The organism is Pseudomonas sp. P5_B2, from assembly GCF_056400445.1.
This window is the reverse complement of record NZ_JBFULH010000186.1, coordinates 1-7,799: the sequence shown is the minus strand read 5'-3', so window position 1 is coordinate 7,799 and position 7,799 is coordinate 1. Positions and strand designations below refer to the sequence as shown.

Sequence of the window (7,799 nt, the reverse complement as noted above, 5' to 3'; positions counted from 1 at the left end):
CTCGTGTACTGCTCAAGGCCAGAACCAGCCTCAAGAACGTGGCGGTGGCTGTGGCCGGTTCAGCGGTGATCACCAAGATCATTGAGATGGACGGTGATCTTTCCGACGACGAGATGGAAAACCAGCTCAATATCGAGGCCGATCAGTACATCCCCTATCCATTGGATGAAGTCGCCATCGACTTCGAAGTGCAGGGCGTGTCCGCGCGCAACCCCGAGCGGGTGACGGTACTGCTGGCCGCCTGTCGCAAAGAAAACGTCGAGGTCCGTGAGGCAGCTCTGGCCCTGGCCGGCCTGACCGCGCGCGTGGTTGATGTAGAGGCCTATGCACTGGAACGGTCCTTCGGGTTGCTCTCGACGCAGCAGGCCGCCTCTCAGGAACGACTGACGGTCGCGGTGGTGGACATCGGCGCGACCATGACCACCCTCAGCGTGCTGCACAACGGAAAGATCATCTACACCCGCGAGCAATTGTTCGGCGGTCGGCAACTGACCGAGGACATACAGCGACGTTATGGCCTGACAGTCGAACAGGCGGAGCTCGCGAAGAAACAGGGCGGTTTGCCGGAGGACTACGTCGGCGAAGTCTTGCAACCCTTTTGCGAGGCGTTGGTGCAGCAGGTTTCACGCTCGTTGCAGTTCTTTTTTGCCGCAGGCCAGTACAACACGGTCGATCACCTTCTGTTGGCCGGCGGCACGGCTTCGGTGTCGGGGCTTGACCGGTTGATCGAGCAGCGCCTGGGTATGCCGACGCAGGTGGCCAACCCGTTCTCCAGCATGGCCTTGAGCAGCAAGGTCAACGCCGACGCCCTGGCCAGCGATGCGCCGGCGCTGATGATCGCGTGCGGGCTCGCCCTCCGGAGTTTCGACTGATGGCACGGATCAATCTTTTACCTTGGCGCGAGGAGCGGCGAGAAGAACGCCGCAAGCGCTTTCTCGTGGTGTTGGTCGGCGTGCTGCTGTGTTCTGTGGGGGCGGTACTGGTCGCGGATCAGCTCATTGGCGGCGCCATCGATCGGCAGCTTGCCCGTAACGATTACATCGCTAAACAAATTGCAGTGGTCGACGAGCGCATCGCACAGATCAGTGATCTGAAGGCCCGTCGCCAGCAGTTGGTCGAACGCATGCGCATCATCCAGGAATTGCAAGGAAACCGACCGATCAGTGGCCGGATCTTCGATCAATTGGCGCGTACGTTGCCGGACGGGGTGTATTTCACTGAAGTGAAAATGCTCGGCAAAACCCTGTCCATCAATGGCGCTGCGGAGTCCAATAATCGTGTGTCGGACCTGATGCGCAACCTGGATGCCTCCGATTGGTTCGACGCCCCGAGTCTTACGAAGGTCAAAGCCACGACTGCCGGTCAGCTGGATCAGGCCAATGTCTTTCAGCTGACCGTTCGTCTGACGCAGCCCGCTGCCGTGAGGGATGAGCAATGAGCCCGTCCCGATGGTTAGAAGGGCTGCGCAATGTCGATATCAGCGATCTGGACACCAGCAACATGGGTTCCTGGCCGCCAGCGATCAAGGCGATGGCGGGCGTTCTATTGATGGTGCTGGTGTTGGCGCTCGGGTACACCCTTTACCTCAGTGACCTGGAAAATCAGTTGGATCTCAAGCGCCAGGAAGAGTCGACCCTCAAGGAGCAGTTCGCGACCAAAGCCCGCATGGCGGCGAATCTGGAGCCGTACACCCAGCAAATGAAAGAGATGGAGGTCTCCTTTGGCCTGCTGTTGCGGCAATTGCCCAGTGATACCGAGGTCCCCGGTCTGCTGGAAGACATTACCCGCACGGGCCTCGGCAGCGGGCTGGAGTTCGAGGAGATCAAACTGCTGCCGGAAGTCACCCAGCCGTTCTATATCGAACTGCCGATCCAGATCACGGTAACCGGCGCCTACCACGACCTGGCGACCTTCGTCAGCGGCGTTGCCGGGCTRCCCCGGATCGTGACGTTGCATGATTTCGACCTTGTTCCGGCTAATCCTGAAGGTGGTCCGAAATTGCGCATGAGCATCCTCGCCAGGACCTACCGCTACAACGACACCGGGGTGCAGGAATGAGCCCGGTCCGTTGTTTATCGATGGTGTTGTTGTTCGCCAGCCTGACCGCGTGTGGCAATGGCAACGATGTCGGCGACCTGGATGCCTACATGAACGAAATGCGACTGCGTGCCCCGGGCAAAATTGAACCAACGCCGACGTTTCGGTCTTACCCAACGTTCACCTACATCGCCGCCAACCTGCGCAGTCCGTTTTCCCGACAGGTCAGAGTGGACCTGACCGGGCAGAAGCGCGGTTCGCACAACGTCTACCCCGACCTCAATCGAATCAAGCAATACCTCGAAGGGTTCAACATCGAGCAGTTTGAAATGGTCGGCACGATCTCCAATGCCACTGGCTCGTTTGCGCTGTTGCGCGGAGCGGGCGGTGTGCATCGGCTGAAAGTCGGCGATTACCTGGGGCGCAACGATGGACGGATCGTCGCCATCAGCGGCTCACAGGTCGATGTGGTCGAAATCGTACCCGACGGCGAAGGAGCCTGGCTGGAGCGACCACGGACCCTTCCTTTGAAAGAGCACTCATAGTGGAACTCGAATAATGAACAGGACTTTCTCAACCCTCGGTATTTCGCTATGGATAGCGATGATGTCTCCGATGGTGCTGGCGACCAACCTCAAAGCGCTGGATGTTGCCGCGCTGCCAGGTGATCGCATCGAGTTGAAGTTGTCTTTCGATGGGCCGCCCCCTGCGCCCAACGGTTACACGACCGAACAGCCGGCGCGGATTGCGCTGGACCTCCCCGGTGTGGTCAGTCAGTTGGCGAGCAAACATCGCGACCTGGGCGGCGGCAACGCCCGCAGCGCAACGGTGGTGGAAGCCAAGGAGCGTACGCGGCTCATCATTAACCTGACGCAGTTGACTCCGTATAGCGCGAAGGTCGAAGGCAACAATTTGTTGGTAGTGATCGGGCAGGGTGGCAGTGGTAAGGCATTGCAACCGGCGGCGAGCGAGTCTCATGCCGGGACGACAACCCCGGTCCCGGCAAAAATCTACCCTGTTGTGAGCAAGGCCATTCGCGGCGTCGACTTCCAGCGCGGCACACAGGGTGAAGGCAATGTGGTCATCGACATGTCGGATCCATCCATTGTCCCGGACATCCAGGAACATGAAGGCAAAATCATCCTTGGATTCGCCAGGACCCAATTACCCGAAAAGTTGCGCGTGCGACTGGACGTCAAGGACTTCGCCACTCCGGTGCAATACGTCAACGCCAGTGCCAAGGGCGACCGGGCCACGATCAGTATCGAGCCCGGTGGCACCTTCGACTATTCGACCTATCAGACAGATAACAAGCTGACCGTCAGCATCCGGCCGATGACCCCCGACGATCTGCAAAAGCGCAATTCAGAGCGCTTCGCCTACACCGGCGAAAAACTCTCGCTGAACTTTCAGGACATTGATGTCCGTTCGGTACTGCAACTGATCGCCGATTTCACCAACCTCAATCTGGTGGCCAGCGACACCGTGCAGGGCGGCATCACCTTGCGATTGCAAAACGTGCCGTGGGATCAGGCGCTGGACCTGGTACTGAAAACCAAAGGGCTGGACAAGCGCAAGATCGGCAACGTTCTGTTGGTGGCGCCGGCCGATGAAATCGCTGCCCGGGAGCGTCAGGAACTGGAATCGCAAAAGCAGATCGCTAAACTCGCGCCGTTGCGACGAGAGCTCTTGCAGGTCAACTATGCCAAGGCTGCCGACATCGCCAAGCTGTTTCAGTCGGTGACCAGCGCCGAGGCGAAATCCGACGAGCGTGGGTCGATCACGGTGGATGAGCGGACCAACAACATCATTGCCTACCAGACCCAGGAACACCTCGATGAACTTCGCCGCATTGTCACGCAACTGGACATTCCGGTGCGCCAGGTGATGATCGAAGCGCGAATCGTCGAGGCCAACGTCGACTACGACAAAAGCCTCGGCGTGCGCTGGGGTGGTTCAGTGCAGAACAAGGGCAACTGGAACACGTCCGGAGTCAGCAAGGGCTCGACGACCATTGGTACACCGGGTGCTGGCGACACCAATTCGCCGTTTGTCGACCTGGGGGCAGCGGGCAGCACGTCGGGCATCGGCATCGCCTTTATCACCGACAATGTGTTGCTGGACCTGGAGCTGACGGCGATGGAGAAAACCGGCAATGGTGAAATCGTCTCGCAGCCCAAGGTGGTCACGTCCGATAAGGAAACCGCGAAAATCCTCAAGGGCACGGAGATTCCTTACCAGGAAGCCAGCTCCAGTGGCGCGACTTCGGTGTCTTTCAAAGAGGCATCGCTGTCGCTKGAAGTGACGCCGCAGATCACCCCGGACAACCGGATCATCATGGAGGTCAAAGTCACCAAGGACGAGCCTGACTACTTGAACAAGGTGCAGGATGTGCCGCCGATCAAGAAAAACGAGGTCAATGCCAAAGTCCTGGTCAATGACGGCGAGACCATCGTCATTGGCGGAGTTTTCTCAAATACTCAGAGCAAGGTTGTAGATAAGGTGCCATTTCTCGGCGATGTGCCGTATCTTGGCCGCCTTTTCCGGCGTGACGTGGTTTCGGAGAAAAAATCCGAGCTGCTGGTGTTTCTCACTCCGCGTATCATGAACAATCAGGCGATTGCTGTGAGTCATTGATTCTGTGCGAAATTTGATTCTTGTTGGACCGATGGGCGCTGGTAAAAGCACCATCGGCCGGTTGCTGGCCAAAGAGCTGCGCCTGCCATTCAAAGATTCCGATAAGGAAATTGAATTGCGCACGGGCGCCAATATCCCGTGGATTTTCGATAAAGAAGGCGAGCCGGGCTTTCGTGACCGCGAGGAGGCGATGATCGCCGAGCTGTGCGGCTGCGATGGCGTGGTGTTGGCGACCGGTGGCGGCGCGGTGATGCGCGAAGCCAATCGTCGGGCGTTGCATGCCGGTGGTCGGGTGGTCTACTTGCATGCGTCCGTCGAGCAGCAAGTAGGTCGTACTGCCCGTGACCGCAATCGACCCCTGTTGCGGACCGCCGATCCAGCCAAGACCTTGCGGGATCTGCTGGCGATCCGCGATCCGCTTTATCGGGAAATCGCCGACCTGGTGGTTGAAACCGATGAGCGGCCGCCACGAATGGTAGTGCTCGACATTCTCGAACGCTTGCAACAGCTGCCGCCCCGTTAATGCGCAGTGCGAAATGCGCTATCCTCGGCGTCCTGTCATGACCATTCCAGGTTGTGGCGGATGATTACCGAACGGCGTTACACCAGCAGGCACCGTGGACATTTGATAATTCAAGGCAGGACGCCTGATTCCATCTTCATTGTGGGGACACATGCAGACACTCAAGGTCGATCTAGGCGAGCGCAGCTACCCGATTCACATTGGCGAAGGTTTGTTGGATCAGCCTGAGCTGCTGGCCCCGCATATTCGCGGACGGCAAGTAGCGATCATCTCCAACGAGACCGTTGCACCGCTCTATCTCGAACGTCTGGCCCGCAGCCTGGCGCAGTTCTCGGTGATTTCCGTGGTGCTGCCTGATGGCGAAGCCTTCAAGACCTGGGAAACCCTGCAACTGATTTTCGACGGCCTGCTGACTGCACGGCATGATCGCCGTACCACGGTGATCGCCTTGGGTGGCGGAGTGATTGGTGACATGGCCGGTTTTGCGGCCGCCTGCTACCAGCGCGGCGTTGATTTCATCCAGGTGCCGACCACGTTGTTGTCGCAAGTCGACTCTTCGGTTGGCGGCAAGACCGGTATCAACCATCCGCTGGGCAAGAACATGGTTGGCGCGTTCTATCAGCCGAACGTGGTGCTGATCGATACCGCGACCCTCAATACCTTGCCGGCCCGCGAACTGTCCGCCGGGCTTGCTGAAGTCATCAAGTACGGGCTGATCTGCGACGAGCCGTTCCTGACCTGGCTTGAAGAAAACGTCGATCGCCTGCGCGCCCTGGACCAGGTCGCCCTGACCTACGCCATCGAGCGCTCCTGCGCCGCCAAGGCTGCGGTGGTCGGTGCCGACGAAAAAGAGACCGGTGTTCGTGCCACATTGAATCTCGGTCATACGTTCGGCCACGCCATTGAAACCCACATGGGCTATGGTGTCTGGCTCCATGGTGAGGCCGTCGCTGCTGGCACCGTGATGGCCTTGGAAATGTCCGCACGTCTGGGCTGGATCAGTGAACAAGAGCGTGACCGTGGTATTCGCCTGTTCCAACGCGCCGGCCTGCCGGTCATCCCGCCTGAAGAGATGACCGAAGCCGATTTCCTTGAACACATGGCAATTGACAAGAAAGTGATCGACGGTCGTTTGCGCCTGGTGCTGCTGCGCCACATGGGCGAAGCGGTGGTGACCGACGATTATCCGAAAGAGGTTTTACAGGCCACGCTGGGAGCGGATTACCGCGCCCTGGCTCAGCTTAAAGGTTAATAAGATCCCAATGACTAGTTTGCATGCCGACGAGGCCTTCCTCGGCCATTACCAGTTGAGTCATGACCCTTTTGCTCCACGGGTGCCTGGCTTCAAATTTTTCCCGGCCCAGCGCAAACCGGTGCTGGGACAGCTGCATCACCTGGCGCGCTATAGCCAGTTGCTGCTGGTGGTCACAGGCCCGCAAGGCAGTGGCAAGACCCTGTTGCGTCAGGCCTTGGTGGCCAGCACCAACAAGCAGTCGGTACAGAGCGTGGTGGTATCCGCTCGCGGTGCTGGCGATTCGGCTGGCATCTTGCGCCAGGTCGCTCAATCACTGAACGTCGAGCAGGCCGAGATCGGCGCAATCCTGGCCCAAGTGGTGCAACTGGCGTTGACTGGTCAGGAAGTCTATTTGCTGGTGGATGACGCCGAGCAGCTCGACGAGTCCGCTCTGGAAGCCCTGATGGCCCTGGCTGCCGGTGCACCTGAAGGTCGCCCGCATGTGTTCCTGTTTGGCGAGTCCTCGCTGATCGCTCAGCTTGAGGCGCTCAGCCTTGAGGAAGAGCGTTTCCACGTCATCGAACTGCAGCCTTACACCGAAGAAGAAACCCGCGAATATCTGGACCAGCGGCTCGAAGGCGCCGGTCGGGGTATCGAACTTTTCACCGCGGATCAGATCTCTGATATTCACGAAAGCTCCGACGGTTGGCCTGGCAACATCAACCAGGTTGCCCGCGATGCAATGATCGAAGCCATGATTGCCAGCCGCTCTGCGGTGAAGCGTCCAAAAATGGGGTTCAACATGCCGAAGAAACACGTATTGGCGATTTCCGCCGTTGTCGTGGTCGCGGTAGCCGCCGCCTGGTTGATTCCGGGTCGCAGCAAAGCACCAACCGCTGGCGCACCTGCCAACGAACAGGYGCAGCTGCCACTCGGTCAGGGTTCACCCCAGCCGAACGGCGGTGCACCTTCCGTCGAATTCGCCGGTAACTCGCAGCCAATGCCATTGCCGCTGGTCGGCAACTCGCAACCGGTCATGCGCGGTCCGTTGGCTGAAGCCGCCGGTGGTATCACTGAAGGCGATGATGGCGTGCCGGTCGAGGGTTCCAGCGCTACACCGCCAACGGTGACCACCGTCGCGCCGCCAGCGGGCATTCAACCGGGTCCAGCGCCGACATCGGCCGCCAAGCCTGTTCCTGCGCCGACTCAGGTCGCAACCGCCAAGCCAGCGCCGACTGCACCTGCCGCGAAGCCGTCTCCAACGCCAGCCAAGGTTGCCGTTGTAGCTGCCGCCGCCAAGCCTGCCGAGAAACCAGCCCCCGCAGCCAAGTCCGCTGGCGGCACCTGGTACGGCGGACAGCCTACGAG

Annotated in this window: 8 protein-coding genes; all 8 read left to right on the top strand. The window is 59.4% G+C overall.

Features of this window, described 5'->3' with window-relative positions:
- On the top strand, positions 1–872 hold an 872-nt coding region (gene pilM, locus AC1DRJ_RS15295), incomplete at its 5' end, for a type IV pilus assembly protein PilM (protein ID WP_477802905.1).
- Entirely contained in the window at positions 872–1,438 is a 567-nt protein-coding gene (locus tag AC1DRJ_RS15290; protein ID WP_477802904.1) for a PilN domain-containing protein, read from the top strand. The genes pilM and AC1DRJ_RS15290, both read left to right, overlap by 1 nt.
- On the top strand, positions 1,435–2,058 hold the full coding sequence (gene pilO / locus AC1DRJ_RS15285) for a type 4a pilus biogenesis protein PilO (RefSeq protein WP_477802903.1): 624 nt from the start codon (positions 1,435–1,437) through the stop codon (positions 2,056–2,058). The genes AC1DRJ_RS15290 and pilO overlap by 4 nt, the downstream gene beginning before the upstream one ends.
- The gene (locus tag AC1DRJ_RS15280) at positions 2,055–2,582 is read left to right on the top strand and encodes a pilus assembly protein PilP (RefSeq protein WP_477802902.1); all 528 of its coding nucleotides are present in this window, start codon (positions 2,055–2,057) and stop codon (positions 2,580–2,582) included. The genes pilO and AC1DRJ_RS15280 overlap by 4 nt, the downstream gene beginning before the upstream one ends.
- Before the next feature lie 13 nt (positions 2,583–2,595).
- Positions 2,596–4,674, top strand: a complete 2,079-nt coding sequence (locus tag AC1DRJ_RS15275; RefSeq protein ID WP_477802901.1) for a type IV pilus secretin PilQ — start codon at positions 2,596–2,598, stop codon at positions 4,672–4,674.
- Between the two features lie 4 nt (positions 4,675–4,678).
- Positions 4,679–5,197 (top strand): shikimate kinase AroK, encoded by a 519-nt coding sequence (aroK, locus tag AC1DRJ_RS15270; RefSeq protein WP_223519958.1) that lies wholly within the window; start codon positions 4,679–4,681, stop codon positions 5,195–5,197.
- Between the two features lie 151 nt (positions 5,198–5,348).
- Positions 5,349–6,449: a 3-dehydroquinate synthase gene (gene aroB, locus AC1DRJ_RS15265; protein WP_477802900.1), complete on the top strand. Its 1,101-nt coding sequence runs from the start codon at positions 5,349–5,351 to the stop codon at positions 6,447–6,449.
- A 10-nt stretch (positions 6,450–6,459) separates the two neighbouring features.
- A partial coding sequence (locus AC1DRJ_RS15260) for an AAA family ATPase (protein WP_477802899.1) occupies positions 6,460–7,799 on the top strand: 1,340 nt, incomplete at its 3' end.